The organism is Limimaricola hongkongensis DSM 17492, from assembly GCF_000600975.2.
Lineage (GTDB): Bacteria > Pseudomonadota > Alphaproteobacteria > Rhodobacterales > Rhodobacteraceae > Limimaricola > Limimaricola hongkongensis.
Window position 1 is genome coordinate 252,556 of the sequence record NZ_KK088653.1, and the last position, 24,482, is coordinate 277,037.

At 69.1% G+C, this 24,482-nt stretch carries 25 protein-coding genes and 1 tRNA gene; 12 read left to right on the forward strand and 14 right to left on the reverse strand.

All coding sequences use genetic code 11. The features are described 5' to 3' along the window. Positions 1-435 (reverse strand): YeeE/YedE family protein, encoded by a 435-nt coding sequence (locus tag LOKHON_RS11690; RefSeq protein ID WP_017929627.1) that lies wholly within the window; start codon positions 433-435, stop codon positions 1-3. A 95-nt stretch (positions 436-530) separates the two neighbouring features. Here LOKHON_RS11690 and LOKHON_RS11695 point away from each other — a divergent pair, with 95 nt between their 5' ends. After that, a complete protein-coding gene (locus LOKHON_RS11695) occupies positions 531-842 on the forward strand; it encodes an ArsR/SmtB family transcription factor (protein ID WP_017929628.1) in 312 nt (103 codons plus the stop codon). A 320-nt stretch (positions 843-1,162) separates the two neighbouring features. Here the strand turns inward: LOKHON_RS11695 and LOKHON_RS11700 are convergent. Then, a tRNA-Met gene (locus LOKHON_RS11700) sits at positions 1,163-1,239 on the reverse strand. Between the two features lie 192 nt (positions 1,240-1,431). On the opposite strand from LOKHON_RS11700, the gene LOKHON_RS16590 reads away from it, so the two are divergent. Further along, a complete protein-coding gene (locus tag LOKHON_RS16590) occupies positions 1,432-2,427 on the forward strand; it encodes a GTPase (RefSeq protein ID WP_162561798.1) in 996 nt (331 codons plus the stop codon). Further along, positions 2,424-4,052, forward strand: a complete 1,629-nt coding sequence (locus LOKHON_RS16595; RefSeq protein ID WP_017929630.1) for a GTPase family protein — start codon at positions 2,424-2,426, stop codon at positions 4,050-4,052. The genes LOKHON_RS16590 and LOKHON_RS16595 overlap by 4 nt, the downstream gene beginning before the upstream one ends. On the opposite strand, the gene LOKHON_RS11715 is transcribed toward LOKHON_RS16595, so the two are convergent. The 11 genes from LOKHON_RS11715 to LOKHON_RS11760 all read right to left on the reverse strand — a co-directional run bounded on the left by LOKHON_RS11715 (position 4,040) and on the right by LOKHON_RS11760 (position 14,119). Further along, complete coding sequence (locus LOKHON_RS11715; RefSeq protein WP_017929631.1) at positions 4,040-6,406, reverse strand: aldehyde dehydrogenase family protein; 2,367 nt, start codon at positions 6,404-6,406, stop codon at positions 4,040-4,042. The genes LOKHON_RS16595 and LOKHON_RS11715 overlap by 13 nt on opposite strands. A 13-nt stretch (positions 6,407-6,419) precedes the next feature. Beyond that, positions 6,420-7,412, reverse strand: a complete 993-nt coding sequence (gene deoC, locus LOKHON_RS11720) for a deoxyribose-phosphate aldolase (protein WP_017929632.1) — start codon at positions 7,410-7,412, stop codon at positions 6,420-6,422. 90 nt (positions 7,413-7,502) lie between these two features. Then, positions 7,503-7,757, reverse strand: coding sequence for a DUF1289 domain-containing protein (locus LOKHON_RS11725; RefSeq protein WP_017929633.1), 255 nt, complete (start codon positions 7,755-7,757; stop codon positions 7,503-7,505). Between the two features lie 9 nt (positions 7,758-7,766). Next, positions 7,767-7,931 (reverse strand): hemin uptake protein HemP, encoded by a 165-nt coding sequence (gene hemP, locus LOKHON_RS15550; RefSeq protein ID WP_064483982.1) that lies wholly within the window; start codon positions 7,929-7,931, stop codon positions 7,767-7,769. Between the two features lie 144 nt (positions 7,932-8,075). Next, positions 8,076-9,038, reverse strand: coding sequence for an aldose epimerase family protein (locus LOKHON_RS11730; protein ID WP_017929635.1), 963 nt, complete (start codon positions 9,036-9,038; stop codon positions 8,076-8,078). Continuing rightward, positions 9,035-9,898, reverse strand: a complete 864-nt coding sequence (locus LOKHON_RS11735; protein ID WP_017929636.1) for an SMP-30/gluconolactonase/LRE family protein — start codon at positions 9,896-9,898, stop codon at positions 9,035-9,037. Before LOKHON_RS11735 ends, LOKHON_RS11730 begins: the two co-directional genes overlap by 4 nt. Next, positions 9,895-10,500 (reverse strand): 2-dehydro-3-deoxy-6-phosphogalactonate aldolase, encoded by a 606-nt coding sequence (locus LOKHON_RS11740; protein WP_017929637.1) that lies wholly within the window; start codon positions 10,498-10,500, stop codon positions 9,895-9,897. Before LOKHON_RS11740 ends, LOKHON_RS11735 begins: the two co-directional genes overlap by 4 nt. Beyond that, complete coding sequence (locus LOKHON_RS11745) at positions 10,497-11,387, reverse strand: 2-dehydro-3-deoxygalactonokinase (protein ID WP_017929638.1); 891 nt, start codon at positions 11,385-11,387, stop codon at positions 10,497-10,499. The genes LOKHON_RS11740 and LOKHON_RS11745 overlap by 4 nt, the downstream gene beginning before the upstream one ends. Beyond that, the gene (locus LOKHON_RS11750; RefSeq protein ID WP_017929639.1) at positions 11,384-12,157 is read right to left on the reverse strand and encodes an SDR family NAD(P)-dependent oxidoreductase; all 774 of its coding nucleotides are present in this window, start codon (positions 12,155-12,157) and stop codon (positions 11,384-11,386) included. The genes LOKHON_RS11745 and LOKHON_RS11750 overlap by 4 nt, the downstream gene beginning before the upstream one ends. A gap of 105 nt (positions 12,158-12,262) precedes the next feature. Continuing rightward, entirely contained in the window at positions 12,263-12,622 is a 360-nt protein-coding gene (locus tag LOKHON_RS11755) for a DsrE family protein (RefSeq protein WP_017929640.1), read from the reverse strand. A 117-nt stretch (positions 12,623-12,739) separates the two neighbouring features. Then, positions 12,740-14,119 (reverse strand): aminotransferase family protein, encoded by a 1,380-nt coding sequence (locus tag LOKHON_RS11760; protein WP_017929641.1) that lies wholly within the window; start codon positions 14,117-14,119, stop codon positions 12,740-12,742. A gap of 155 nt (positions 14,120-14,274) precedes the next feature. Between LOKHON_RS11760 and LOKHON_RS11765 the strand changes: the two genes are divergently transcribed. Genes LOKHON_RS11765 through preA form a run of 3 tightly spaced genes read left to right on the forward strand, consistent with a single transcriptional unit; the run spans position 14,275 to position 17,303 of the window. Beyond that, on the forward strand, positions 14,275-15,603 hold the full coding sequence (locus LOKHON_RS11765; RefSeq protein WP_017929642.1) for an NAD(P)-dependent oxidoreductase: 1,329 nt from the start codon (positions 14,275-14,277) through the stop codon (positions 15,601-15,603). Positions 15,604-15,607: 4 nt separating this feature from the next. After that, entirely contained in the window at positions 15,608-15,994 is a 387-nt protein-coding gene (locus LOKHON_RS11770) for a VOC family protein (RefSeq protein ID WP_017929643.1), read from the forward strand. A gap of 4 nt (positions 15,995-15,998) precedes the next feature. Further along, positions 15,999-17,303 (forward strand): NAD-dependent dihydropyrimidine dehydrogenase subunit PreA, encoded by a 1,305-nt coding sequence (gene preA / locus LOKHON_RS11775; protein ID WP_017929644.1) that lies wholly within the window; start codon positions 15,999-16,001, stop codon positions 17,301-17,303. A gap of 56 nt (positions 17,304-17,359) precedes the next feature. On the opposite strand, the gene LOKHON_RS11780 is transcribed toward preA, so the two are convergent. Then, entirely contained in the window at positions 17,360-17,983 is a 624-nt protein-coding gene (locus LOKHON_RS11780) for a TetR family transcriptional regulator C-terminal domain-containing protein (RefSeq protein WP_017929645.1), read from the reverse strand. 183 nt (positions 17,984-18,166) lie between these two features. Between LOKHON_RS11780 and LOKHON_RS11785 the strand changes: the two genes are divergently transcribed. The 6 genes from LOKHON_RS11785 to LOKHON_RS11810 all read left to right on the forward strand — a co-directional run bounded on the left by LOKHON_RS11785 (position 18,167) and on the right by LOKHON_RS11810 (position 24,433). Beyond that, positions 18,167-19,417, forward strand: a complete 1,251-nt coding sequence (locus tag LOKHON_RS11785) for a Zn-dependent hydrolase (protein ID WP_017929646.1) — start codon at positions 18,167-18,169, stop codon at positions 19,415-19,417. 82 nt (positions 19,418-19,499) lie between these two features. Continuing rightward, the gene (locus tag LOKHON_RS11790) at positions 19,500-19,970 is read left to right on the forward strand and encodes a hypothetical protein (protein ID WP_162561799.1); all 471 of its coding nucleotides are present in this window, start codon (positions 19,500-19,502) and stop codon (positions 19,968-19,970) included. 149 nt (positions 19,971-20,119) lie between these two features. Next, a complete protein-coding gene (gene hydA / locus LOKHON_RS11795) occupies positions 20,120-21,577 on the forward strand; it encodes a dihydropyrimidinase (RefSeq protein ID WP_017929648.1) in 1,458 nt (485 codons plus the stop codon). A gap of 25 nt (positions 21,578-21,602) precedes the next feature. Continuing rightward, positions 21,603-22,397, forward strand: a complete 795-nt coding sequence (locus LOKHON_RS11800; protein WP_017929649.1) for an ABC transporter ATP-binding protein — start codon at positions 21,603-21,605, stop codon at positions 22,395-22,397. Positions 22,398-22,643: 246 nt separating this feature from the next. Beyond that, positions 22,644-23,591, forward strand: a complete 948-nt coding sequence (locus LOKHON_RS11805; protein WP_017929650.1) for an ABC transporter permease — start codon at positions 22,644-22,646, stop codon at positions 23,589-23,591. Then, entirely contained in the window at positions 23,588-24,433 is an 846-nt protein-coding gene (locus LOKHON_RS11810; protein ID WP_017929651.1) for an ABC transporter permease, read from the forward strand. The genes LOKHON_RS11805 and LOKHON_RS11810 overlap by 4 nt, the downstream gene beginning before the upstream one ends. The last annotated feature ends 49 nt before the right edge of the window (positions 24,434-24,482 follow it).

Below are 24,482 nucleotides of genomic sequence, written 5' to 3' on the forward strand. Positions count from 1 at the left end.
TCAGCCCCCGATCAGGTGGCGGGTGACGAGGACGGTGACGAAGGCCGCCGCCATGAAGGTCACCGTGGCGATGATCGAGCGCATCGAGCCGCGCGAGATACCGCAGACGCCGTGGCCCGAGGTGCAGCCATTGCCATAGGTCGCGCCGAAGCCCACCAGCAGCCCCGCGGCGGCCATCAGGGCCGGGCTCGACGGCACCCATTGCTGCGGCCAGTCGCCCGAGACCAAAAGCCAGATCGGCGCGGCCAGCAGCAGGCCCAGCACGAACAGCGCCGAGACGCCGCGCGCCTCGCCATCGGTGGCGCGCGCGAAGACGCGCGAGGTGAGGCCGCTGATGCCGGCGATGCGGCCATTGGTGGCCATCAGCAGCACCGCCGAGGCCCCGATCATCATGCCGCCTGACAGCGACAGCCATGGAGTGAATGAGGTGTCCATCTCTCGACTCCGTGATACGACGGCGGGCGCCGCCGGGCTTGTCTTGTTTCAGGACTTCAATATATTTGCATATACGAATATTCAATGGGTCGAATATGAAAACCACCGATGATTTTCTCGACGGCGACATCGCGGGCGCCGCGGCGCTGATGGGCATGCTGGCCTCCGAGGCGCGGCTGCAGATCCTGTGCCGCCTGCTCGACGGCGAGCGCTCGGTGGGGGATCTGGCGCAGGCCTGCGGGTTGTCGCAGCCGACCATGTCGCAGCAGCTCAAGCGGCTGAAGGAGGCCGGTCTCGTCGAGGGCCGGCGCGACGGGCAGACGATCTATTATGGTGTCACGGGCCGCGAGGTCGCCGCCGTTCTGGAAACGCTGCACGGGCTTTACTGCGCGCGCGACGCGCACTGAGCGCCTGCGCCCGGCCGTTCCGGGCGCAGGGCCGGGGCAGGCCTCTGACTTGCGATCGGCATGAGCCTTCGCGAACTGGTCGGTCTGGTCCTGCATGGGGTCGAGCCCGTTTTCGGCCGCGCGCCATCAGCGCCCGCGCGCTTGCCGGAGACGCGGGTCGCTGGACGACTGCGGCCTTGGCGTCGCATGCGGCTTCACGATTGGATCGCAGGCAGACGGCCACATACCCTGACTGCAGTCCTGGTGCGGTCCCAAGTCTGCAAGAAAGGATGGGAGCCATTGGCGAAACGCCGTGGTGCCAATCTTTATTCGGGAAGGAATGGTAGCGGAGGAGGGACTTGAACCCCCGACACGCGGATTATGATTCCGCTGCTCTAACCAACTGAGCTACTCCGCCTGAAGCGAGGCTGGGAGTATGACAGGCGCGCGGGGGCGTCAAGTCGAAAACCGCGGAAAAATCATCTGCGCGAACCGGGCGGCGCGGCGATGCGTTGTCCGGCAGGAGCGGTCGTGCTTGAGTGCCGTCTCCCGATGCTGTCAAAGGCCCGTTCCGCGCATGCCCGACCACGCTGCAGATGCCGACCAAACCATGCCATCGCTGCCGGTGATCTGGCTTCTGGGCAAGACCGGGGCTGGAAAATCCTCTCTCGTGCGGGCGCTCACCGGGCTTGATGCGATCGCGCTGGGATCGGGATTTGCGCCCTGTACCAGAAGCGCCGATATCTTCGATTTTCCGCAGGACCGGCCATTGATGCGGTTTCTCGACACGCGCGGGCTCGGCGAGGCAGGCTATGACGCCGCCGAGGATCTCGCGCAGTGCGAGGCCCGCAGCCATGCGATTCTCGCCATGGCGCGGCTCGACGATCCGGCGCAATCCGATCTCGTGGCGGCGCTGCGCGAGGTACGGCGGCGCAGGCCCGGCATCCGGATCATCGTGCTGCACACCGCCGCGGCCGAGCTGCCCGAGCCGCAGGCGCGGTTCCGGGCCCGCGCGGCGATGCAGGCGCGAATTGAGGCGGCGGCCGGCGGCCCGCTGCCGGGGCTGGAGATGTCGCTGGGGGCGGGTGAGACGCAGGGGCTCGACGACCTGTGCGACCTTCTGGGCGAAACCATGCCCGAGGTGGCGCTGCTGCTTGGGCGCGAGGGGCAGGGCGGCGACGGGTTCGACGCGGTGCGTCGCGAGGTGCTGCGCTATGCCGGGGCTGCGGCGGCGGCCGATCTCGCGCCGGTGGTCGGCATGGCCGCCGTGCCGGGGGTGCAGGCGGCGATGCTGCGGCGGCTGGCGCGGCATCACCATGTCGACTGGAGCCGTGCCCGCGCGGCCGAGTTCGCCGCCGCGCTCGGGCTTGGCGCGGCGCTGCGCTACGGGGCGGGCTACGCGCTGCGGCAGGCGGCCAAGCTGGTGCCGGTGGCCGGGCAGACGCTGGGGGCCGCGGCGGCGGGGGCGGCGAGCTTTGCGGCGACCTACGCGCTGGGCCGGGCCGCGCATCGCTGGCTGGCGGGGCAGGCCGCGGGCGCGCCCGTGCCCGAGGCGGAGTTGCGCGCGCTCTACCGCGAGGCGCTCAAACGCGCGGCGCGCCGGTGACGCCGCGCCCGCTCGCCCGGCTGCGCGGCGCGCTGTTGCGCTGGGACCGGCTGCTGATCGCCGTGTCGCTGGCCCTGCCGTTTCTCGTGCCGTTCCTGCTCGGGTTCCTGTGGCTGACCGAGCATGAATGGCTGTTGCCCTATCTCGGCGTGTCGGTCGGCATCGCGGCGCTGGCTTACGGCATGCGCTGGTTCGCCCGCCGCCGTCCGGGGGGCGGCGCCAGCCGGTCGGTGCTGATGGACGAGATGAAGGTCGAATCCGACCCGGTCTGGTCCGACACCGAGCGCGCCACGTTCCGCGCCGCCCGGACCCGGATCGAACGCGAAACCGCCGAGCCGGTGGCGTGGGGCGAGCTGCCCGATCTCGCGCTGTCGGTGATCGACGACATCGCCAAGGGCATGGGGCAGGAGGACCGCAAGGCGCTCGATTTCACGCTGCCCGAGGCGCTGTTGCTGACCGAGCGGGCCGCCTCGCGCTACCGTGACCACCTGCGCCGCCACGTGCCGTTTTCCGACCGGATCTCGCTGCACACGATCCACTGGGTCTGGAAGCACCGGGGCCGGGCGCAGCTGGCGATGGACGCGGCCTTTGCCGGGCACCGGGTGCTGCGTTTCGCGCTCAACCCCGCCAAGGGCGTGCTGCGCGAGGTGGAATGGCTGATGGCGGGGGGCAACACCTCCTATCTGGGCTCCCAGATGATGGGCGTGCTGCAGGCGGTGCTGCTCGAGGAGGTGGCCCATGCCGCGGTCGAGCTCTATTCGGGGCGGCTGCGCTTCTCCGACGCGGAGCTTCTGCAATTTCAGCTCGACGAGACCCGCGCCGACAAGGCCCGTCTCGCGCAGCCCGATGCGCCGCTTCGGGTGCTGGTGCTCGGTCAGGTGAGCGCGGGCAAATCGACGCTGATCAACGCGCTTTTGGGCGAGGACCGGACCGAAACCGACATGGCCGCCACCACCGATGGCACCATCGCCTACGAAGCGGCGATCGACGGCACCGATTGCCTGCTTCTGGACACCCGCGGGCTCGATGGCGGGACGCGGCGGCAGGCGGCGCTGGTCGAGGAAATGAGCCAGAGCGACATCGTGCTGTGGGTGCTGCGCGCCAACCGGCCCGGCCGCGCGGCGGACAAGGCGCTGTTCGACGCCTTCGAGGCGTGGTTCGCCGAGCATCCCGACCGGCGGCGCCCACCGGTGCTGCTCGTGGCGACGGCGGTGGATCGCCTCGCCCCGGACTGGCCCTATCCCGAGCACCAGATGCCCAAGGAAATCCGCGAGCGGATCGGCGCCGCGATGGATGCCATCGCCGAGGACATGGGCGGCCAGCGCCCGCGCCCGGTGAGCGCGCTGGAGCCCGACTGGAACCTCGACGCGGTGCGCAGCGCGCTGTCTGGCGCGGTGAGCGAGGGGCTGTTGGTGCAGCGCAACCGCTTGCGTCTTGCCGCCGCGCGGCATGCGCGCTCGGGCGACAACCAGATCAGCCGCTCGGGGCGCGGGCTGTGGCAGGGCGCGAAGCTCGTGGGCGGCAAGCTTCTGGGCCGCATGGGCGGACACGAAAACGCCCGGCCAGAGGCCGGGCGCAAAAACTCGTCTGAAAAGAAAGAGCCTTCGGACGATCACTCGCCGTAGGGCACCCAGATGTTCTTGATCTGCGTGGCCCGGTGCAGGAAGCCGCGCCCCTGACCGTCCTTCGACAGCCAGTCGCGCGCCGCGCCATCCTCGACCCAGGATTGCTTGAGGTTGCCCGCCGAGGCCTCCTCGATCATCCGGCCGCCGTCGCGGGTTCCGAAATACCAGATGCCCGCCACGTCGTCGTGCTCCGCGAGGGTCTTGGCCAGCACGTCGCGCTCGCCCGCGACGATGTTGACCACGCCGCCCGGCAGGTCCGAGGTGTCGAACACCTGGTAGAGATCGGTCGCCGCCAGCGGATGGGTCTGCGACGGCAGCGCCACCACCGCATTGCCCATGGCGATCGCGGGCAGAACGAGGCTGACGAAGCCCAGCAGCGGCTGCGCGGTCGGGCAGGCGATGCCCATCACGCCCAAGGGCTCGTGCATGGCGAGCGTCACATGCGCGCTCTTGGTCTGGTGCACTGCGCCGTCGAACTTGTCGGCCTGTGCCGCGTACCAGAAGGTGCGGCGTATCGCGGTGTCGACCTCGGCCTGCGCTGACCCTTTCGAGGCGCCGAAGGAGGTCAGCCGCTCGGCGAACTCACCGGCGCGCGCCGAGAGGTTCTCGGCCACGTAGTAGAGCACCTGCGCGCGGTTGTGGCCCGTCGCCTTGCCCCAGCCCTTGGCCTTGTGCGCCGCCTCGACCGCGTTGCGGATGTCCTTGCGGTTGCCAAGACCCGCGAGGCCGACGGGGCCGCTTCCGCCCTGCACGGGATAGGAATAGCCCGAATCGGGCCGCGCCTGCTTGCCGCCGACATAGAACTTGGCGGTGCGGTCGATCCGCGCGCCCGCGCCGGGCAGCGCCTCACCGGGCTGGCCCACCGGGGCCGAAGGCGCGGCTTCGGGCTTCTTCGCTTTCGGCTTGGGATGGGTGAGATAGGCCATCATGCCCTCGCGCCCGCCTTCGCGGCCAAAGCCGCTCTCGCGGTAGCCGCCGAAGCCGGCACCTGCGTCGAAGACGTTGGTGCAGTTGATCCAGACCACGCCCGCCTTCACCTGCGCCGCGATGTCGAGGCAGAGGTTCACGTTCTCCGACCAGATCGAGGCGGCGAGGCCGTATTTCGTGTTGTTGGCCAGCGCCACCGCGTCCTCCGGTGTCCGGAAGGTGGTGACGGTCGCGACCGGTCCGAAGATCTCCTCGGTCGCCAGCGTCGAGGCGGGTTCGACCTTCATCGCGATCGTCGGCGGGAAGAAGCAGCCCTCCGGTGCCGTGCCCTGCACCAGCTCCGCGCCCTCGGCCACGCCCTTGTCGACGAGACCCTTGATGCGCTCCAACTGCACCGGATGCACGATCGCGCCCATGTCGGTGTTCTTGTCGAGCGGATCGCCGACGCGCAGCTGGCGCATCCGTTGTTCCAGAAGCTCCTCGAAGCGCCTGGCCACGCTCTCGGCCACCAGAACCCGCGCCCCGGCGCAACAGACCTGGCCGGCGTTGAACCAGATCGCGTCGACCACGCCTTCGACGGCGGCATCGAGATCGGCATCGGCGAAGACCACGAAGGGCGACTTGCCGCCCAGCTCCAGCGTCAGCGACTTGCCCGTCCCGGCGGTCTCGCGCCGGATGCGGCGGCCCACCTCGGTCGAGCCGGTGAAGGCAATTTTATCCAGACCTTTATGGGCGACGATGGCCGCACCCGTCTGACCGTCGCCGGTGACGATGTTGATCACGCCCTTGGGCAGGCCCACCTCGGCCGCGATCTCGGCAAAGGCCAGCGCGGTGAGCGGGGTGTATTCGGCGGGCTTGAGCACCACCGTGTTGCCCGCCGCCAGCGCCGGCGCGATCTTCCATGCCATCATCAGGAGCGGGAAATTCCACGGGATGATCTGGCCGCAGACGCCATGCGGCGCGGTGCCCGGCAGCTCGTCCTCGAGCAGCTCGGCCCAGCCGGCATGGTGGTAGAAGTGGCGCGCCACCAGCGGCACGTCGGCGTCGCGGCTTTCGCGGATCGGCTTGCCGTTGTCGAGGCTTTCGAGAACGGCGAGAAAGCGCGCGTGCTGCTGCACGTGGCGGGCGATGGCATAGAGATACTTGGCCCGCTCATGGCCGGGCAGCGCCGCCCATGCGGGCTGCGCCTTGCGCGCGGCCTTCACGGCGGTGTCGACGTCGGCTTCGGTGCCTTGCGTGACGCGGGCCAGAAGCTCGTTCGAAGCGGGCGAGAAGACCTCGAAGGTCTCGCCCGGCGCGGTGAAGGCGCCGTCGATGAAATGGCCGAAGCCGCCCTCGTGCGTCTTGAGCCAGTCGCGCACGATGGCGCTGTCCTCGGGGGCCTTGCCGTAATCCATGGTCGCGAGAATGTCCGTGATCGTGTTCATGACGCGCTCTCCCTCAGGCCAGCGAATGACGATGGGCGGCGGCGTAGCGCCCGGTGACGTGGTGCTCGAGCTGGCGCTCGATATCGCCCAGCATGGACGAGGCGCCAAGCCGGAACAGGTCGGGCTGGAGCCAGTCATTGCCCAGCTCTTCCTTCATCAGATACTGCCACGCCAGCGAATCCTTGGCGGATTTCATGCCGCCGGCGGGCTTGAAGCCGACCCGGTGACCGGTGGCGTCGCCGTAATCGCGCAGCGCGCGGACCATGGTGAGCGAGACGGGCAGGGTGGCGTTGACGCCCTCCTTGCCGGTCGAGGTCTTGATGAAGTCGGCGCCCGCCTGCATCGCCACCATCGAGGCGGCATAGACGTTGCGCAGGGTGGCGATGTCGCCGGTGGCAAGGATCGCCTTGAGATGCGCCTGTCCGCAGGCCTCGCGCATCGCGGCGACCTCGTCGTAGAGCGCGGCCCAGTCGCGCTTGAGCACGTGCTCGCGGGTGATGACGATGTCGATCTCGTCGGCGCCCTGATCGACGGTCCAGCGGATTTCCTCGAGCCGCAGCTTGAGCGGCATCAGGCCCGCCGGAAAGCCGGTGGCGACCGAGGCCACGGGAATGCCGGTGCCGCGCAGCGCCTTCACGGCATGCGGCACCATGGTGGGGTAGACGCAAACCGCGCCGGTGGTCAGGCCCATGTCGGCGATGCCGAGGCCCTCGACGATGCGCGGGGCGAGCGGCTGGCGCGCCTTGGCGCAGAGCCGCTGCACCCGGCCCTCGGTGTCGTCGCCCGCCAGCGTGGTGAGGTCGATGCAGCGGATCGCATTCACCAGCCATGCGGCCTGGTGGGTCTTCTTGACCGAGCGGCGGGTGGTCAGCGTCGCGGCGCGGCGCTCGGCGGCCGAACGGTTGACGGCGCGGCCCTCGAACATCGCCGCGTCGAGCGGGGTGCCGAGGTTGCGGGGGTGGTTCGAAAGGCTCTCGGGCTGGTCTGGCAGCGCGGCTGTGGTCATCGGTCGGGCTCCGGCCATGAGGGTGGACCCAAGATGTCTAACAGATAAAGGCCATCTGCCTAGAGCGTCCCGACGGAACCTGTCCAAAGATCAGGCCGCATCGGGCCGGGGCGGCACCTCCACGCCCTTTTTCGCGCAGGCCTTGGCATAGGCCGCGTCCCAGTGGCGATAACCGCCCATCACCGCCTGCTGCGCCATCACCAGCGTCACGAAGGCCCGCCGCGCCTCGGGCTTCTTGGCCTGCTTCGACAGCGCCTTCTGCTCGCGCGTCATCGAACAGCCGATGCAATGCGCATCGCGCCTGAACTTGCACACGCCGATGCAGGGGGAGGGGGGCTTGGGCATGCTCCGGGGCTATTTGGTCAGGATCAGCTTGCCCGCGCGGGTGATGCGCAAGGTATAGCTCTGCCCGTCGAGCAGGATGCGCGCCCGTGCCCCTTCGGCGGTCAGGGCGCGGGCGTCGTGCACGGGCAGCTCGGCCTCTTCGGCGGGCCAGTGGCGGGGCGGGGCGGCGGTCATGGGCGTCATGCGATGTCCTCGGGCATGGTGCGGCGCGGCTTGCCCGGGCGGGCTGGCATGCGATCGAGGTAAAGTTGATAAAAAGAGTCGGCCTTGTCAACCGGGCGTGCGAAAGCGGCCTGCGAACCGGGGCCGTGTGCGGGATCAATCGGCGGCGAAGCGCCACTCCGTGACCTGCCGGAACGTCTCTTGCGGGGCGAGGCGGAAGGTCGGAAAGGCCGGTTGGTGCGGCGCGTCGGGCCAGCGCTGCGCCTCGATGGCGAGCCCTGCATAGGGGGACAGCCCGGCGCTGTCGGTGTCGCGCCCGTCAAAGAGCTGCACCCCCGGCGAGGTGGTCGCCATGCGCATCGTCACGCCGCCACCGGCAAGCTCCAGCACCTCGCGCAGCGCGGCATCCTCCATCGACAGGCAGAAATTGTGATCGAGCGGCGGCTGCCCCGGTTCCAGCGCGCGCGCCGCGCGGAAATCGTGATCGCTCCCGGCGCTGGGCGCGATTTCGCCCGTGGGCAGTGCGTCGTCATGGGTCGGCAGCCAGTGCCCGGCCGCCACGCGCAGCCTGTGACCGGCGATGTCGGGCGTGCCCGCGAGGTTCCAGTAGCTGTGGTTCACCGGGTTCATCAGCGTCGGTTCGTCGGTCGTGGCGGTCAGCTCGAGCCGCAGCGTCGCGGGGCCGTGCAGCGACCAGCGCGCAACGATCCGGCGGTTGCCGGGAAAGCCGTCCGCGCCGTCGGCAAGGTCGATGCCGAGCGTGGCGGCATCGGTGTCCTGTTCGACCACCTCCCAGACCCGGAACTGCGTGCCGTGTCGCCCCGAATGCAGCATCGCCCGCCCGTCATTGGCGCCAAACCGGTATTCTGCCCCGTCGATGATGGCGCGCGCGCCCGCGATGCGGTTGGCCACCGGGCCGACAATCGCGCCGAAATAGCGCATCGCGCCGTCGTAATCGGCGAGATCGTCCGAGCCGAGGGTCAGATTGCGGTCCACGCGATCGAGCCGCACCGCGCGCAGGATCGATCCGCGCGTCAGCAGGTCGACGGAGAGCCCGCCACCCGCAAGCCGCAGGCGGTGCACGGCATGGCCCGCCGCGTCGATGCCGAAGGGTGTCACAGGATCACCCGGTGTTCCTTCTGCCCCGGCGCGGTCGCGCGGGTGACGAAGGTACGGCCCGAATCGGGGGCGTCGGCGATCTCGGCTTCCGACAGCCCGGCGGTGGCGGAGGTGAGATAGAGCGTTCTCATGTCGTCGCCGCCGAAGGCCGGGCAGGTGACCTGCGGCGCGGTCGGGCAGGGGTGGGCGCCGATCTCGCGGCCCTCGCGGTCATAGCCCGCGAGCCGGGCGCTGCCCCATTGCGCGCTCCACAACGTGCCTTCGGCATCGACCACGGCGCCGTCGGGGTTGTGGCCCGACCGCTTGAGATCGACGAAGACCTCCGCCTCGCCCACGGGCCAGCCGTTCTCATCGGTGCGCTGGCGCATGATCATGCCGGTCGGCGTGTCGGAATAGTGGAAAAACCCGCCTTCGGGCGGAAAGCAGATCGCGTTGGGGATGGTCATGCCCGAGCGGATCTGTCGCAGCTCGCCGCGATAATAGCGGTAGAGCGCGCCCGCGTTCACCTCGCCGTCGATGCCCATGGTCGAGACGTAGAACCCGCCATGCGGATCGGCGCGCCCGTCATTGGAGCGGGTGACGGGGTTGTCGCTGTCGAAATCGCAGACTGTCTCGCTCCGGCCGGTCTCGATATCGAAGTGGACCAGCGCCTTGTTGGTGGCCACCAGGAGCGTGTCGCGGTCGATCCAGCCCGCGCAGGAGGGCATGTCCTCGAACACCCAATGCTGGCCGGGTGTGTGCAGCCGCCGCCCGAGGATGTCGAACCAGAACAGCTGTTCGCGCTCGGGGTGCCACAGCGCGCCTTCGCCCAGCACGCAGGAGGTGTCGTCGAACACCTCGAAGGCGGACAGACCGGTCATGCCACGGCCGCGTCATGGGCCGCGACGATGGTCTTCGCGCGCGCCGTGACCTCCTCGACCGACAGGTTCGGCGTGTAGAGCGCGGTGCCAAGGCCGAAGCCGTCCGCCCCGGCGGCGATCCAGTCGCCGAAATTCGACGCGCCCGCGCCGCCCACGGCGTAGATGCGCGCCTGTTTGGGGTAGACCGCGCGCATCGCCTTGAGCCCGTCCGGACCGATCAGGCTGGCCGGGAACAGCTTGAGCCCGGTGGCGCCCGCGGCCAGCGCCGCGAAGCCCTCGGTCGGGGTCATCACGCCGGGCCAGCTTTCCATTCCGGCGGCAACGGTGGCGCGGATCACTTCCGTGTTCATGTTGGGCGACACGGCGATCCGCCCGCCCGCCTCTTGAAGCTCCTCGACCTGCGCGGTGGTGAGCACCGTGCCCGCGCCGATCAGCGCGCGGTCGCCGCAGGCTTCGGCCATCAGGCGGATGCTCTCGAAGGGGCGGGGCGAGTTGAGCGGCACCTCGATGGTGGTGATGCCCTGCGCGATCAGGGCTTCGGCGATCGCTACGGCGTCGTCGGGGGTGATTCCGCGCAGGATGGCGATGAGCGGTCGGGTCATGCTTGCGTCCTTTGTTTCCATGCGGCGGTCAGGCCCGCCAGCGTCACGGCGGTGGCGTTGGCCTGCGTGGCCGGCGCGCCCTGCGCGCCCAGCGCGCGCACATAGAGCCCGGCGAGCCCGCCCGCGCCGATCACGCCGATCTGCTGGCCGAGCCAGTAGGGTTTGGCCGCCGCCAGCTCCGCGCCGATCAGCAGACCCGACAGCCGGGCCCGGGCGGTGGCGCTGTCGCGGCCTTCGAGCAGATCGGCGGCGCGGATCGTGAACAGGGCCGAGGCCAGCCGTTCGGGCCGCGACAGCGTTTCGGCCACGCCGTCGTCGAACGCCGCCTCGTCCCAGCCCTCGCCCTGCACCGAATGGCGCAGCACGCTGTGCTGCGACAGCGCGGCGTAGAGCTCACCTGTCATGAAGCTGCGAAAGCTCACCACTTCGCCGGCGCTCAGATGCGCCCATTTCGAATGGCTGCCCGGAAGGCAGAGCACCCCGTCCCAGCCGGGATTGAGCGCGAGGAAGCCCGCGACCTGCGTTTCCTCGCCGCGCATCACGTCGGCGGGGCCCGATTGCGACAGGCCGGGGATGATCCACGCATCGAGCCGCCCCGGCGCGGCGGTCAGCGCGCCCGAAAGCGGCGGGCAGGGCACGCTTGCATAGGCGGCCTCGACCCAGCCCTGTTTCGCGCCGACCATGCCGCAGGCGATGATCGGCACCGGGTCGCCGTCGAGCCAGTCGCCGCACATCTCGCGCAGCGCGGGCTCGAAGCCGTCGGGCGCGAGCGTGCCCATCCCCCTGGGCGAGCCGCGCTCCTCGATCACCGTGCCGTCGCGGCGCATGGCCCAGCCGCGCAGATGCGTCGTGCCCCAGTCGAGCGCGATCCAGTCCGGCGCGCTCATCCGGTCACGCTCACGCCGGCATCGATCACCAGCATCTGGCTGGTGACCATGCGCGAGGCCTTCGAGGCGAGAAACAGCACCCCGCCGACCAGATCCTCGGCCTGCATCAGCTCGGGCAGGCATTGCTGCGCGCGGTGGCGCTCCTGCGCCTCCGGCGTGGCCCAGAGCTCCTTCTGCCGCTCGGTCATGACCCAGCCGGGTGCGACGGCGTTGATGCGGATGCCGCGGCCGCCCCATTCGCGCGCGAGGCTGCGCGTCAGCCCCATGATCGCGGCGTTGGAGGCGACATAGGGGGCAAGGCGCGCCACCCCCATCAGGTAGCTGCCCGAGGACATGTTGACGATCGCGCCGCCGCCCGTCGCCTCCATCATCGGCGCGACCTTCTGCGCGGCGAAGAAATAGGGCTTGAGATTCACGTCGAGGCAGGAATCCCACTCCGCCTCGGTCAGATCCTGCGCGTCATAGCGCGTGTCGTTCGCGGCGTTCGACACCAGCACCGTGACCGGGCCATGCGTGGTCGCGGCGGTGTCGATCGCGGCCATCAGCGCGGGCGTGTCGGTCACGTCGCCCTGGATGAAAAGCGGGCGGTTGCCGATGCGCGCCTCCATCGCCTCGACCGTCTCGGCGGCGTCGGCGCGGTCGAAGAAGGCCACCCGCGCGCCCTGGCGCAGGAAGCCTTCGACCAGTGCCGCGCCGATGCCGCTTGCGCCGCCCGTCACGAAGACCGAGGCCTCCTTCAGGTCGGGGTGGATCGCCTCTGGGCCCGTCATCTGCTTTTCTCGCTGCTGTTTCGCGCTGCGCACAGAGTGTCACCGCAGCCCTGCCGGACACAAGAGGCTGTACCACAATTCGGGCTGCGGTTTCATATACTGGGATCAGTAGCAGAGCAGCGTGTCGGCGGCCTGTGCGAGATCGACCAGCGCGTCGGGCTGGGCGAACTCGGCCGGGTGGCCGTCGAGCAGCGCCGCGTCGTAGCCTCGCGCCTTGGCGGACATCCCCGAAACCCGGAACCGCGCCCCGGTTTCGGCCAGCCCGACCAGGTGATCGCCAAGCCGTCCCGTGCCCTCGCCCTCGATCCCGGCATGGTCGGGCGCGAGCAGGTGCACCCCGTCGCCCGCGAAGAACACGGTCACGTCGTGCCCTTTGCGGGCGGCGGCGAGCGCCACGAGACAGCCCAGCGTCGCCTTGTTCGGGTCGGCGGGTCCGGTGTGGATATGGACGAGAAAGCGGGGCATGGCGGATCTCCTCTCTGGCCTGCCCTGTGCGGGCAGGGCCAAGCAAAGCGCCCGCCCCCCGGTCTGGTCAAGCGCGCGGACCGGATCGCATGGCCCGCGCGCCCGTGTTTGCGCGGCTCAGCCGGTCACGCGGCCCAGCGCGCCATCGACCGCCGCGAGGATCTCGTCGATCTCGGCGCGGCCCGCGATCAGCGCCGGGGCGAACAGCAGCACGTTGTTGAAACCCGGCACCGAGCGGTTGGTGGCGCCGATGATCACGCCCTGCCGCAGGCAATCGGCCACCACCGCCTGCACCTGCTTTTCGGCCAGCGGCTCGCGCGTGGCGCGGTCGGCGACCAGCTCGGCCCCCGCGAACAGCCCCATGCCGCGCACGTCGCCGATCAAAGCGTGTTTCTCCATCAGCTGCGACAGCCCCTCCTGCAGGTAGGCGCCCATGCGGGTGGAGTTCGCGAGCAGGTCCTCTTCTTCGAGGATGTGCAGGTTTTCGAGCGCCGCGACCGGCCCCGAAGCGCAGCCGCCGAAGGTCGAGATGTCGCGGAAATGCGCCATCGGGTCGGAGGCGTCCTTGAACTTTTCGAACACCGCCTCGGTGGTCACGCAGCACGAGATCGCGGCATAGCCCGAGGCCACGCCCTTGGCCATCGTCACGATGTCGGGCTTCACCCCGAACTGCTGGTAGCCGAACCACGTGCCGGTGCGGCCCAGCCCGCAGACCACCTCGTCGATATGCAGCAGGATGTCGTACTTGGCGCAGATCTCCTGCACCTTTTCCCAATAGCCCTTGGGCGGCACGATGATGCCGCCGCCCGCGGTGATCGGTTCGAGACAGAGCGCGCCCACCGTGTCGGGGCCCTCGCGCAGGATCACCTCCTCGATCGCCTCGGCGGCGCGCACCCCGTAATCGGCCCCCGCGAGACCGTCTTGCGCGCGGTATTCGAGGCAGTGCGGCACCATCACGAATTCGGGCACGAAGGGGCCGTATTGCGCGTTGCGCTCCATCTGCCCGCCCGCCGAGAGGCAGGCGATGGTGGTGCCGTGATAGTCGCGCTCGCGGTAGAGGATCTTGGACTTGCGGCCGCCGTGATGCTTGTGGCTGATCTGGCGCACCATCTTGAAAGCCTTCTCGTTGGCCTCCGAGCCGGAATTGGCGAAGTAGACGCGCGACAGCCCCGGCATCTTCTCGATCAGCGCCTCGGAAAACCGCGCGCCGGGGACCGAACCCTGCACCCCGGCGAAATAGCACATCTTCACCAGCTGGTCGCGCACCGCGTCGGCGATGCGTTCGCGCCCATAACCGACATTGACGGTCCAGACCCCGCCCGAGACGGCGTCGAGATGCTCCTTTCCGGTGATGTCCCACACCCGCATGCCGCGCCCCTCGACGATGATGCGCGGGTCGGAGGTCTCCAGCGCGCGGTGCTGGAGCATGTGGTGCCAGACATGGGCGCGATCGGCTTCGATGACGCGGGCGGGGTCGTTGTGCATCAGATCGTCCATGACGGGCCTCCTTCACTGGTGTCGCGTCACCCTCTGACCGGCGGCGGCGCCGGTCAAGAAAAACACGTTCGCCGACCGCCTAAAATTTACCGTTTGGAAAAAAATGAATCCGTGTCAGGCTCGGGCAAACGGAATGCCGCCACGGGGGACCTCGGATGCCGACCCAGCCACAGACCGGACCGATTGCCGGACGCCTGCCCGCAGACGCCCTGGCGGAGAATTTTGCCGATCTGCACCCGCCGCTGAGCGCCCACGAGGCGCGGGTCGCGGCGGATCGCTGCTATTTCTGCCATGACGCGCCCTGCGTGACGGCCTGTCCGACCGAGATCGACATCCCGCTCTTCATCCGCGAGATCCAGGCCGGGCGCCCCGAGACGGCGGCGCGCGAGATCTTCGAGGCCAACATCCTGGGCGGCATGTGCGCCCGCGTCTGCCCGACCGAGGTGCTGTGCGAAGGCGCCTGCGTGCGCGAGGCGGCAGAGGGCAAGCCGGTGCAGATCGGCCTGTTGCAGCGCCACGCCACCGACAGCCTGATGGCGCGGCAGGGCCATCCCTTCACCCGCGCCGCGCCCACCGGCAAGCGCGTGGCGGTGGTCGGCGCCGGGCCTGCCGGGCTCGCTTGTGCGCACAGGCTGGCGCGGTACGGGCACGACGTCGTGATCTGCGAGGGCGCGCCCAAGCCCGGCGGGCTCAACGAATACGGCATCGCCGCCTACAAGACGGTCGATGATTTCGCCGCGCGCGAGGCGGCGTGGATCATGGAGATCGGCGGCATCGAGGTCCGGCACGGGCAATGGCTCGGCCGGGAGGTGACGCTCGACGCGCTGCGCGCGGAATACGACGCGGTGTTCCTCGGGATCGGGCTGGCGGGGGTCAACGATCTCGTGGTCGAGAACCCCGCGATCGAGGGTGTGCACGACGCCGTCACCTTTATCTCGGCGCTGCGGCAGGCCGAGGATCTCGCCACGCTGCCGGTCGGGCGCGATGTCGTGGTGGTCGGCGGCGGCATGACGGCAATCGACTGCGCGGTGCAGGCCAAGGGGCTGGGCGCGCAAACCGTCACGCTGGTCTACCGCCGCGCCCGCGACCGGATGGGCGCGAGCCGCTATGAGCAGGATCTCGCGGCGCAGCGCGGCGTGCGGCTGATGTTCGAGGCGGTGCCCGTTGCGCTCGAGGGCGAAGGGCGGCTGTCGGGCGTGGTCTGCGAACGGATGGCCGAGGGGCCGGACGGGCTGCGCGGCACGGGCGAGCGATTCGTGCTGCCCGCCGATCAGATGTTCCGCGCCGTCGGGCAGCGGCTGGATGACGTGAAAATGCTCGAAACCGAACGCGGCAAGGTTGTGACGCAGGGTAGCGGGCGCACACGGATGGACAAGGTCTGGGCCGGGGGGGACTGTGCGGCGGGCGGCGACGACCTGACCGTCACGGCCGTGGCGCAGGGTCGGGATGCCGCCGAGGATATCCACGGCACACTGACGGAATAAGCACATGGCATTCACCGGCATCTTCATCCTGCCGCTCCCGGTCGACGACCAGGACCGGGCGCTGGCCTTTTACCGCGACCGGATCGGCATGGAGGTCGCGCTCGATGCCGATCTCGACGAGGACTGGCGCATCATCATGATGCAGCTGCCCGAGACCCGGACCAAGATCCAGTTCGCCCGGCGCCAGGAAGTGACCTATTCCGAAGAGGTGCCGGTGCTGTATCTTGAATGCGCGGATATCGAGGCCGAGACCGCGCGGCTCAAGGCGGAAGGCGTGCGCTTCGTGATGAACCCGACCGAGCTGCCCTGGAGCGACACCGAGCGCTTCGCGATGTTCTGCGACAGCGAGAGCAACACCATCGTGATGCACGAGACCCCACCGAAAGGATGACGTGATGGCCGACCTGACCACCCGGTTCCTGGGCATCGAAAGCCCCAATCCGTTCTGGCTCGCCTCCGCGCCGCCCACGGACAAGGAGTACAACGTCCGCCGCGCCTTCGAGGCCGGATGGGGCGGGGTGGTCTGGAAGACGCTGGGCGCCGAAGGTCCGCCGGTGGTCAACGTCAACGGCCCGCGCTACGGTGCGATCTACGGCGCCGACCGGCGGCTTCTGGGGCTCAACAACATCGAACTGATCACCGATCGCGATCTCGAGACCAACCTCGAGGAGATGGCGCGGGTCAAGGCCGACTATCCCGACCGCGCCCTGATCGCCTCGATCATGGTGCCCTGCGAGGAGGCGGCGTGGAAGGCGATCCTGCCGCGGGTCGAGGAGACGAATGCCGACGGGATCGAGCTCAATTTCGGCTGCCCGCACGGCATGAGCGAGCGCGGCATGGGGGCGGCGGTCGGGCAGGTGCCCGAATACATCGAGATGGTCACCCGCTGGTGCAAGCAGTATTACGACCGCCCGGTGATCGTGAAGCTCACCCCCAACATCACCGACGTGCGCAAGCCCGCCGAGGCCGCCAAGCGCGGCGGCGCCGACGCGGTGAGCCTGATCAACACGATCAACTCCATCACCTCTGTCAACCTCGACAGCTTCTCGCCCGAGCCCTCGATCGACGGCAAGGGCAGCCATGGCGGCTATTGCGGCCCGGCGGTCAAGCCGATCGCGCTGTCGATGGTGTCCGAGATCGCCCGGCACGAGGCGACGCGCGGGATGCCGATTTCCGGCATCGGCGGCGTCACCACCTGGCGCGACGCGGCCGAGTTCATGGCGCTGGGCGCGGGCAACGTGCAGGTCTGCACGGCGGTGATGACCTATGGTTTCCGCATCGTCGAAGAGATGTGCGCCGGGCTGTCGGACTGGATGGACGAAAAGGGCTACCGCGCGACATCGGACTTCGTCGGAAAGGCCGTACCCAACGTCACCGACTGGAAGAACCTCAACCTCAACTACGTCGCCAAGGCGCGGATCGACCAGGATCTGTGCATCAAGTGCGGCCGCTGCTACGCCGCCTGCGAGGACACCAGCCACCAGGCGATCGCCATGTCGCCCGAGCGCGTGTTCGAGGTGATCGACGAGGAATGCGTGGCCTGCAACCTGTGCGTCGATGTCTGCCCGGTCGAGAATTGCATCGACATGGTGCCGATGGCCGCCGGCACGACCGATCCGCGCACCGGTCGCGTGGTGTCGCCCGAGCATGCCGACTGGACCACGCATCCCAACAACCCCATGGCGCAGGCCGCCGAGTAACGACCGCCCCGGCGTACCGGTTTGCGGGGCGGTCCGGCGGGCCGCCCCGTTCGCCGTCAGCCGGTTTCGCCGGGCGGGGCAAGCACCGCGCCGAACACCTGTTCGAGCCAGATCTCGGCGGCGGGGTAGGGGTCGGTGCCGCCCATGATGGCGCCCACCTGCACCTCGAAATCCGCGTAGTGCTGGGTCAGCGCCCAGATCGAGAAGATCAGGTGGTGCGGATCGACGGGACCGATCCGGCCCGAGGCCGACCAGCCCGCGATCACCGCGGCCTTTTCATCGACCAGCGATTTCAGCTCGCCCTCCAGCACCGGGCGGGCGCGCGGCGCGCCCTGCAGGATCTCGTTGGCAAAGAGGCGGCTTTCGCGCGGGTGGTCGCGGCTCATCTCCAGCTTGCGGCGCACATAGGTCAGGATCTGCTCGCGCGGCTCGCCCTCGGGGTCCATGCCACGCAGGGGCGCCAGCCACAGGTCCATGAGATCCTCGAGGATCGCGAGATGCAGCGCCTCCTTCGAGCGGAAGTAATAAAGCAGGTTCGGCTTGGAGAGCCCCGCCGCCTGCGCGATCCGGTCGATGGTGGCGCCGCGAAACCCATGCGCCGCGAACACCTCCAGCGCCGCTTCGAGGATGGTGGCCCGGTTGCGGGCCTGGATCCGGGTGCGCGGGGGGCTGTCGGTCATGTCCGGTCCTGTCGAACGGGCGCAGCCGCCCGTTTTTGCCTCGTTTCGCGCCATGTCGCGCCGCGTATCCGAAACGCTCACGCGAAACTTGACTGGTATCGGGGCCGTGATAGCGTGATTTTTACCGGGCGGTCAAATCGATGACCCCCGGTGCATGACCCGCAGCCCCGCGAGGAGACCCGCATGTCCGCACCCGGCGAAAACCTCAAGATCGACGGCGCGCGGCTTTGGGCCAGCCTCATGGAAATGGCCGAGATCGGCCCCGGCGTGGCGGGCGGCAACAACCGGCAGACCCTGACCGACGCCGATGCCGAGGGGCGCGCGCTTTTCGCCAAGTGGTGCGATGCGGCGGGAATGTCGATGGGCGTCGACACGATGGGATCGATGTTCGCGCGGCGCGAGGGGACGGACCCGGACGCGCTGCCGGTCTATGTCGGCTCCCATCTCGATACCCAGCCGACGGGCGGCAAGTATGACGGCGTGCTCGGCGTGCTCGGCGGGCTGGAGATCATCCGCACCCTCGACGACATGGGGGTAAAGACGCGCCGCCCCATCGTTGTCGTCAACTGGACCAACGAGGAAGGCACGCGTTTCGCCCCCGCGATGCTGGCCTCCGGCGTCTTTGCCGGGCAGCACGATCTCGACTGGGCCTATGCGCGCGAGGATGCGGAAGGAAAGCGCTTTGGCGACGAGCTGGAGCGGATCGGCTGGAAGGGCGAGGAAGAGGTCGGTGCCCGCAGGATGCATGCCCTCTTCGAATTGCATATCGAGCAGGGGCCGATCCTCGAGGCCGAAGACAAGGAGATCGGCGTCGTCACGCATGGGCAGGGGCTGTGGTGGCTGGAGATCCGGCTGATTGGCAAGGAGAGCCACACCGGATCGACGCCGATGAACATGCGGGTCAATGCGGGGCTTGGCATGGCGCGGATCACCGAGGCCGTGCACCGCATCGCGATGGAGCACCAACCCGACGCGGTGGGCGCGGTGGGGCAGGCCAATGTCTACCCGAACTCGCGCAACGTGATCCCCGGCCGCGCGGTGTTCACCGTCGACATCCGCTCGCCCGAGCAGGCCAAGCTCGACGCGATGCGCGAAAAGGTCGAGGCCGAGGCCGAACGGATCGCGACCGAACTGGGGCTCGGGCTCGAGATCGAGCCGGTGGGGCATTTCGACCCCGTCACCTTCGACGCGGGCTGCGTGGGGCTCGTGCGCGCCGCCGCCGAGCGGCTGGGCTATTCGCATCGCGACATCGTCTCCGGCGCGGGGCACGATGCCTGCTGGGTCGCGGGCGTGGCCCCCACGGCGATGGTGATGTGCCCATGCAAGGACGGGCTGAGCCACAACGAGGCCGAGGAGATCACCCAGGACTGGGCCACGAAGGGCGCGGACGTGCTGTTGCACGCGGTGATCGAGGCCGCCGAGGTGGTGTCTTGAACGATCGCCTGGCGTCAGGAGGCTTGACCTGCCCTGTTTCCGGCCTTTCTGGTTCGGCGAACCGGATTTTCAGGAGAGCCCGATGACCAGACTGCCCCGATTGTTGCCCGTGCTGGCGGTGCTGCCGCTTCTTGCCGCCTGCGAAGAGGTGCGCACCGTGGCGGTACCGCAGCCCGCTCCCGTCTTTCCCGCGCCGCAGCCCACGCCCGCGCCTCTGCCCGAACCGTCCTCGCCCCTGGAGGCGCCCTCCGACGTGTCGACCGCGCCGCTTTCGGAGAGCGATACCGACACCGACACTGCTTCGACGCCGCCGCCGCCCTCCGATGCCGTGACCGTGACCTCGGCGGAGGAAGTCGTCACGCCTCCCGATATCGTGCTCGCGGCGCTGTTGCCCGGCACCCCGCCCTCGGCGGTGATCCAGAACGGCGACGGCTGTTACCTGTTCTCGATCGAGCGCACCGAGCCGCTGAGCGGTTATCCCGTGCGCGATTCCAGCGGCGCGCCGCTTTGCGAGAACGACGACGGAACCGTGGGGCCGCGCCCCGCCAGCTGATCCGGGCCAGGGGGGCGATGCCGGCCGGTTCCGCGCCGCCGCCCCCGACCGCCCGCCGACCCTTTCGAGCCGGGGCGCGCGCCTGCGCGGCCCGGGATGCGCCACGGCCCCCGCACGAGGGGCCGGGCCGGACAGGAGAGGGAAACGGCATGGGCACGAAGGTCATCAGGAACGGCACGATCGTCACCGCGGATCTGACCTACGAGGCGGATATCCTGATCGAGGATGGCCGCATCGCCGCGATCGGCAAGGGGCTGACCGGCGACGAGACGCTCGACGCCACCGGCTGCTACGTGATGCCGGGCGGGATCGACCCGCACACCCATCTCGAAATGCCCTTCATGGGCACGCATTCCACTGACGACTTCGCCTCCGGCACCCGCGCCGCCGTGGCGGGCGGCACCACCATGGTCGTCGATTTCGCGCTGCCCAGCCCCGGGCAGAGCCTGCTCGACGCGCTCAAGGTCTGGCACAACAAATCGGGGCAGGCGGCCTGCGACTATTCCTACCACATGGCGATCACATGGTGGGACAAGCAGGTGTTCGACGAGATGGAAACCGTGGTGCGCGACCACGGCATCACCAGCTTCAAGCATTTCATGGCCTACAAGGGCGCGCTGATGGTCAACGACGACGAGCTTTTCGCGTCGTTCCGCCGCTGCGCCGAGCTGGGCGCGATCCCGATGGTGCATGCCGAGAACGGCGACGTGGTGGCCGAGCTTCAGGCCAAGCTTCTGGCCGAGGGCAACACCGGCCCCGAGGCGCACGCCTATTCGCGCCCCTCCTCGGTCGAGGGCGAAGCCACCAACCGCGCCATCATGATCGCCGACATGGCGGGCGTGCCGCTCTATGTCGTGCACACCTCCTGCGAGGAGGCGCACGAGGCGATCCGCCGCGCCAAGATGCAGGGCAAGCGGGTCTGGGGCGAACCCTTGATCCAGCACCTGATCCTCGACGAGAGCGAATACGCCCACCCCGACTGGGACCACGCCGCGCGCCGGGTGATGAGCCCGCCGTTTCGCGACAAGCGGCATCAGGACAGCCTCTGGGCGGGGCTCGCCTCGGGCACGCTGTCGGTCGTGGCGACGGATCACTGCGCCTTTACCACCGAGCAGAAGCGCAACGGCGTGGGCGATTTCACCAAGATCCCCAACGGCACCGGCGGGCTGGAGGACCGGATGCCGCTCTTGTGGACGCATGGCGTGAACACCGGCCGGATCACGATGAACGAGTTCGTCGCCGTGACCTCGACCAACAGCGCCAAGATCCTCGGCTGTTATCCGAAGAAGGGCGCGATCCTCGTTGGCGCGGATGCCGACATCGTGGTCTGGGACCCGGAGAAGGAAAAGACCATCACCGCCGCGGCGCAGGCCTCGGCCATCGATTACAACGTGTTCGAGGGCCAGCAGGTGAAGGGCCTGCCGCGCTATGTTCTGAGCCGTGGTCATGTTTCGCTGCGCGACGGCGCGCTCGACACGCATGAAGGGCATGGCGAGTTCGTCGCGCGCGAGCCGCAGGGCGCGGTGAACCGGGCGCTCTCCTCGTGGAAGGCGCTGACCGCGCCGCGCCCCGTGGAGCGTTCGGGCATTCCGGCGAGCGGGGTGTGAGCATGCCGGGGCCGGGGGCGTGCCGATGATGAACGCGCCGATCGCGAAGACCGTCATCTCGGCGCGCGGCGTCGATCTCACCTTCGAGACCGCCGACGGGCCGGTGCATGCGCTCAAGGGCGTGGATCTCGACATTTCCAAGGGCGAATTCGTCTCCTTCATCGGCCCGTCGGGCTGTGGCAAGACGACCTTCCTGCGGGTGGTGGCGGCGCTGGAGACGCCCACCGCCGGGGAGGTGTCGGTCAACGGCATGAGCCCCGACGACGCGCGCCGCGCCCGCGCCTATGGCTATGTGTTCCAGGCAGCGGGGCTCTACCCGTGGCGCACGATAGGCCGCAACATTTCCCTGCCGCTGGAGATCATGGGCTACCCCAAGGCGGAGCGGACGCGCCGCGTGCGCGAGGTGCTGGAGCTCGTGGAGCTCGGCGGCTTCGAGAAGAAGTATCCTTGGCAGCTGTCGGGCGGCATGCAGCAGCGCGCCAGCATCGCCCGCGCGCTCGCCTTCGATGCCGAGATCCTCTTGATGGACGAACCCTTCGGCGCGCTCGACGAGATCGTGCGCGACCGGCTCAATGAGGAATTGCTGCGGCTCTGGGCCGCGACCGGCAAGACCACGCTTTTCGTGACCCATTCGATCCCCGAGGCGGTGTACCTGTCGACCAAGATCGTGGTGATGAGCCCGCGCCCCGGCCGGATCAGCGACGTGATCGACAGCCCGCTGCCGCCGGAGCGCCCGCTCGACATCCGCGACAGCCCCGAATTCATCGAAATCGCGCATCGGGTGCGCGAAGGGCTGAGGGCCGGTCATGAGGAGGTCTGACGCAGAAGCGGGCTTTCCGTCCGCGGTGGACGAAAAGCCCTGTCGCATGGCGACTTCGTTCACGGCCATCGGCTCGCCAGCCTGTACCGCGCGAACAGCAAAGCCGAGCATGGTTACTTTGTTCGTAAAATACGCATGGAGACCGGTGTGCGTCAGACCGCCGGCGGGTCGGAGCGGCGTGGGCGGGATTGCGTATTTCAGGAACAAAGTAGCCATGGCCGGGCGCGCCACTTGCGAGGTCTGCGCATGAGCCGCGCGGGTCCGATCCTCGTCCTCGTCGCGGGGCTGTTCGCGCTGTGGTACGCCGCGGCGGTACCGATGAACATTCGCGAGGCGCTGACCGCGGCCGAGCGCGACGGCGCGGCGGTGCAGCCCGCCACCGCCGTGGAGCGGCGCGACGCGAACGCGCTGGGCCTTGTGCTCGCCAATCCGGGCCAGATCCCGGAGGCCTGGGCGCAGGACCGGCCAAGGCTGCCCGCACCGCATCAGGTCGCGGGCGAGCTGTGGCAGAGCGTGGTGATGGAAGAGGTCGAGGGGCGGCGCGGGTTGGTCCGTTCCGGCAGCCTGTCGAACCGCGGCCTGCTGCTGCACGCGTGGATCACGCTGTCGGCCACGGCGCTGGGCTTTGCCATCGGGGCGGTGGCGGGGATCGCGCTGGCCATCGGCATCGTGCATTCGAAGACGATGGAGAAATCGGTGATGCCATGGGCCATCGTCAGCCAGACCGTGCCGATCGTGGCGCTGGCGCCGATGATCGTCGTGGTGCTCTACTCTGTCGGGCTGCAGGGCTTGCTGCCCAAGGCGATCATCTCGGCCTACCTGTCCTTCTTTCCGGTGGTGGTCGGCATGGTAAAGGGGCTGCGCGCGCCAGACGCAATGCAGACCGACCTGATGCGCACATGGGATGCCAGCGGCTGGCAGGTGCTGACCCGGCTGCGGCTGCCCGCCTCGCTGCCCTATCTCTTCGCTTCGCTCAAGATCGCCGTGGCCGCGGCGCTCGTCGGTGCCATCGTCGGCGAATTGCCCGTGCAGGGTGGCGGGCTTGGCGCGCGGATGCTGGCGGGGAGCTATTACGGCCAGACCGCGCAGATCTGGGCGGCGCTTTTGCTAGCGGCGGCCTTGGCGGCGGTGCTTGTTGCCGCGATCGGGGCGATGCAACGGCTGGCGCTGCGGCGCATGGGAGGTGCGGCATGAGCATGGCGATCCTCGCGCTTGCCCTGTGGCTCGGGCTCTGGGCGCTCAATGTCTGGCTGGCCACGGGGCCGCTTTCGGACCGCATCTGGGCGCGCATGGCGGTGCCTTTGCTGTTCGGCATCACCCTTCTCGTCCTGTGGGAAATCGCGGTGCGCGCGCTCGCGGTGCCGCTCGTCATCCTGCCGCCACCGAGCCAGATCGGCGCGCGGTTCGGTGCCAGCCTGCCGGTGCTCTGGGGTGATTTCGTGCAGACGATCCTGCGCGGCGGGCTGACCGGCTACGCGATCGGCTGCGGGGCAGCGTTCCTCACCGCCATCGCGGTGGATCGCTTCGTGTTCCTGCAGCGCGGGCTCCTGCCGCTGGCGAGCTTCATGGCCGCCCTGCCGATCGTCGGCACCGCCCCGATCCTCGTGATGTGGTTCGGCTTCGACTGGCAGTCCAAGGCCGCCGTGGTCGTGGTCATGGTGTTCTTCCCGATGCTGGTGAACACCGTGGCGGGGCTGGCCGAAACTTCGGCCATGCAGCGCGACCTGATGCGCAGCTGGGGCGCGGGCTATTGGCAGGGGCTGGTCAAGCTGCGGCTGCCCGCCGCCATGCCGTTCATCTTCAATGGGCTGAAGATCTGCACCACGCTGGCGCTGATCGGCGCCATCGTGGCCGAGTTCTTCGGCTCGCCGACGCTGGGGCTCGGGTTCCGGATCACCACCTCGGTGGGCCAGCTCGCGCTCGACATGGTCTGGGCCGCGATCCTCGTCGCGGCGCTGGCAGGCACCGGCTTTTATGGGCTGGTGGCGCTCATCGAACGGGGGGTGACCTTCTGGCACCCGTCGCAACGCGGATAACCAACAGAGCCCATGAACCGGGCCATCAACAGCAATCGGAGGTCGACAA

Bases quoted from the DNA above. Each gene is read 5' to 3' on its own strand.
- LOKHON_RS11690 (WP_017929627.1), bottom strand. From the start codon at position 435: ATGGACACCTCATTCACTCCATGGCTGTCGCTGTCAGGCGGCATGATG.
- LOKHON_RS11695 (WP_017929628.1), top strand. From the start codon at position 531: ATGAAAACCACCGATGATTTTCTCGACGGCGACATCGCGGGCGCCGCG.
- LOKHON_RS16590 (WP_162561798.1), top strand. From the start codon at position 1,432: ATGCCATCGCTGCCGGTGATCTGGCTTCTGGGCAAGACCGGGGCTGGA.
- LOKHON_RS11715 (WP_017929631.1), bottom strand. From the start codon at position 6,406: ATGAACACGATCACGGACATTCTCGCGACCATGGATTACGGCAAGGCC.
- deoC (WP_017929632.1), bottom strand. From the start codon at position 7,412: ATGACCACAGCCGCGCTGCCAGACCAGCCCGAGAGCCTTTCGAACCAC.
- LOKHON_RS11725 (WP_017929633.1), bottom strand. From the start codon at position 7,757: ATGCCCAAGCCCCCCTCCCCCTGCATCGGCGTGTGCAAGTTCAGGCGC.
- hemP (WP_064483982.1), bottom strand. From the start codon at position 7,931: ATGACCGCCGCCCCGCCCCGCCACTGGCCCGCCGAAGAGGCCGAGCTG.
- LOKHON_RS11735 (WP_017929636.1), bottom strand. From the start codon at position 9,898: ATGACCGGTCTGTCCGCCTTCGAGGTGTTCGACGACACCTCCTGCGTG.
- LOKHON_RS11740 (WP_017929637.1), bottom strand. From the start codon at position 10,500: ATGACCCGACCGCTCATCGCCATCCTGCGCGGAATCACCCCCGACGAC.
- LOKHON_RS11745 (WP_017929638.1), bottom strand. From the start codon at position 11,387: ATGAGCGCGCCGGACTGGATCGCGCTCGACTGGGGCACGACGCATCTG.
- LOKHON_RS11750 (WP_017929639.1), bottom strand. From the start codon at position 12,157: ATGACGGGCCCAGAGGCGATCCACCCCGACCTGAAGGAGGCCTCGGTC.
- LOKHON_RS11755 (WP_017929640.1), bottom strand. From the start codon at position 12,622: ATGCCCCGCTTTCTCGTCCATATCCACACCGGACCCGCCGACCCGAAC.
- LOKHON_RS11760 (WP_017929641.1), bottom strand. From the start codon at position 14,119: ATGGACGATCTGATGCACAACGACCCCGCCCGCGTCATCGAAGCCGAT.
- LOKHON_RS11765 (WP_017929642.1), top strand. From the start codon at position 14,275: ATGCCGACCCAGCCACAGACCGGACCGATTGCCGGACGCCTGCCCGCA.
- LOKHON_RS11770 (WP_017929643.1), top strand. From the start codon at position 15,608: ATGGCATTCACCGGCATCTTCATCCTGCCGCTCCCGGTCGACGACCAG.
- preA (WP_017929644.1), top strand. From the start codon at position 15,999: ATGGCCGACCTGACCACCCGGTTCCTGGGCATCGAAAGCCCCAATCCG.
- LOKHON_RS11780 (WP_017929645.1), bottom strand. From the start codon at position 17,983: ATGACCGACAGCCCCCCGCGCACCCGGATCCAGGCCCGCAACCGGGCC.
- LOKHON_RS11785 (WP_017929646.1), top strand. From the start codon at position 18,167: ATGTCCGCACCCGGCGAAAACCTCAAGATCGACGGCGCGCGGCTTTGG.
- LOKHON_RS11790 (WP_162561799.1), top strand. From the start codon at position 19,500: ATGACCAGACTGCCCCGATTGTTGCCCGTGCTGGCGGTGCTGCCGCTT.
- hydA (WP_017929648.1), top strand. From the start codon at position 20,120: ATGGGCACGAAGGTCATCAGGAACGGCACGATCGTCACCGCGGATCTG.
- LOKHON_RS11800 (WP_017929649.1), top strand. From the start codon at position 21,603: ATGATGAACGCGCCGATCGCGAAGACCGTCATCTCGGCGCGCGGCGTC.
- LOKHON_RS11805 (WP_017929650.1), top strand. From the start codon at position 22,644: ATGAGCCGCGCGGGTCCGATCCTCGTCCTCGTCGCGGGGCTGTTCGCG.
- LOKHON_RS11810 (WP_017929651.1), top strand. From the start codon at position 23,588: ATGAGCATGGCGATCCTCGCGCTTGCCCTGTGGCTCGGGCTCTGGGCG.